The sequence below is a fragment of the Methylobacterium crusticola genome, assembly GCF_003574465.1.
Classification (GTDB): domain Bacteria; phylum Pseudomonadota; class Alphaproteobacteria; order Rhizobiales; family Beijerinckiaceae; genus Methylobacterium; species Methylobacterium crusticola.
Genome location: NZ_QOWC01000444.1, coordinates 1 through 1,915 on the forward strand (window position 1 = coordinate 1; position 1,915 = coordinate 1,915).

3 protein-coding genes are annotated in these 1,915 nt (G+C 63.3%); all 3 read left to right on the forward strand.

From position 1 onward, the window contains the following. Nucleotides 1–65 precede the first annotated feature (65 nt). A complete protein-coding gene (locus DT057_RS34745; RefSeq protein ID WP_269153133.1) occupies nucleotides 66–512 on the forward strand; it encodes an NAD-binding protein in 447 nt (148 codons plus the stop codon). After that, nucleotides 512–1,336, forward strand: coding sequence for an oxidoreductase (locus tag DT057_RS34750; RefSeq protein WP_128566534.1), 825 nt, complete (start codon nucleotides 512–514; stop codon nucleotides 1,334–1,336). The genes DT057_RS34745 and DT057_RS34750 overlap by 1 nt, the downstream gene beginning before the upstream one ends. Before the next feature lie 50 nt (nucleotides 1,337–1,386). Further along, nucleotides 1,387–1,915: alpha/beta fold hydrolase (locus DT057_RS34755; protein WP_162501616.1), on the forward strand; the 529-nt coding region annotated here is incomplete at its 3' end.

Genomic DNA, 1,915 nt, shown 5'->3' on the forward strand with positions numbered 1-1,915 from the left:
GATTCTGCCGCATTGTCTGCGGCGAACCGGTATCCACTTCGCCCGAAAACGCTCTAGGACCATGCATGACTGCTCTTCCACGGAGCAGTCATGCATGGTCGATCGATCACATTGTGCAGAGATCGAACGAAAAATGCGAGCTCGTCTGTCGACCTGTGGCTGAGGGTGTCGTGCTGACCGAGAGCGTCGGCCTCGACCCTGCGGATGTCTTTGCACTCATCCTGGGCACCCGTTTCCCGGGCCGCGCCTATGAGATCGAGAGCGTGCAGATCACGGAACGATCATTCGAGCCCGGTTTCAAAGCCAAGCTCGCGCTCGAGGACATGCGCCGGGCGACTGAGGCCAGCAACCAGATCGGACGCACGCTCCCGATGCTTGAAGCTGTCCGCGAGGGGCTCAGCAAAGCTGTCTCAGCGGGCCTCGGCGAGAAGGACTGGTCGATCACGGCCGATATGACGGTTCGCGGCGGCGACAGCCGGGCGTCGTCTGAAAACAACCCGGAGAAGAAATAATGAAAACCTGGCTCATCACAGGCTGCTCGAGCGGCTTTGGCCAGCGGCTCGCGCTCGCTGCGGCACAGCGCGGGGATCAGGTCGTCGCGACGGCCCGCCATGTCAAGACGATCGCGGAAATGGCGGAGCCTTTCGGTGGCCGGATGATCACCTTGCCACTGGACGTGACCGATGCGGCGGCGGCCAAGGCAGCGGTCGCAAAGGCGGTCGAGACCTTCGGCGGGTTTGACGTGCTCGTGAACAATGCCGGCTACGGACTGTTCGGCGCGATCGAGGAAGGCACGCCCGAGGAATATCGGCCGATGTTCGAGGTGAACGTCTTCGGTCTCATCGAAACCACCAGAGCCGCCCTGCCCGTCCTGCGACGCTCGGGCGGAACGATCGTCAATATGTCGTCCGGCGCTGGCATCGCCGGCGGCGCCGGTGGCGGATATTACAACGCCGCCAAGTTCGCCGTGGAAGGGATGTCCGAAGCGCTCGCCGGCGAGCTGAAGCCGTTCGGCATCCGCGTGCTGATCGTCGAGCCTGGTCCGTTTCGCACCGATTTCCTCGGCCGTTCGATCACGATGGCGGCCAACGAGATGCCGGAATACGCCGCGAGCTCGCGCAAGCACTACCGCGACACCAGCAACGGCAATCAGGCGGGCGATCCCGTCAAGGCGATCGCGGTGATCCTGCGGGCAGTCGACGCCGATGACGCCCCGCTTCACCTGCCGCTCGGCCCGATCGCGCATTCGATCGCTGAGCGAAAGCTGGCTTCCTTCCGCCGCGATATCGACGCCTGGCGCGACATCACGATCGCCACCGATTTCGACCAGCTCTGAGCGCTGGCCGCGAGCTCTGTTTGAACGTCAACATCGACTGGAAAGCGATCATGATCGCAACTTTGAAGGGGTTTACCCAGCAGCTGGTGCCGGTGAATGGCATCAAGATCAACGCCGTCACGGGGGGCTCAGGCCCGCCGATCCTTCTGCTTCACGGCTGGCCGGAAACATGGTGGGAATGGCACCATGTGATGCCGCTGCTGGCCGGGCATTTCAGCGTGGTGGCCCTGGATCTGCGCGGCGCGGGCTTTTCCGACTGCCCGCTCGACGGCTATGACAAGGCGACGATGGCGCGCGACGCGCACGAAGTCATGGTTGCCCTCGGGCATGAACGCTATGCCGTGTGCGGACACGACATCGGCGGCATGGTGGCGGTGCCGCAGGCGGCACTTCATCGAAAGGCTGTCACGCATCTCGCCGTCCTCGACGTTCCGCTTCCCGGCTGGACCGGATGGGAGGCGACGACCGCGAGGCTCTGGCATTTCAGCTTCCATATGAACCGGGATTTGCCCGAGCGTCTGATCCATGGCCGTGAATACGACTATGTTTCGACCTTCATGGCCGAGCGGTTCTACGATC

Excerpts from the sequence above, each read along its gene's own strand:
- DT057_RS34745 (WP_269153133.1), top strand. The coding sequence starts at position 66 with ATGACTGCTCTTCCACGGAGCAGTCATGCATGGTCGATCGATCACATT.
- DT057_RS34750 (WP_128566534.1), top strand. The coding sequence starts at position 512 with ATGAAAACCTGGCTCATCACAGGCTGCTCGAGCGGCTTTGGCCAGCGG.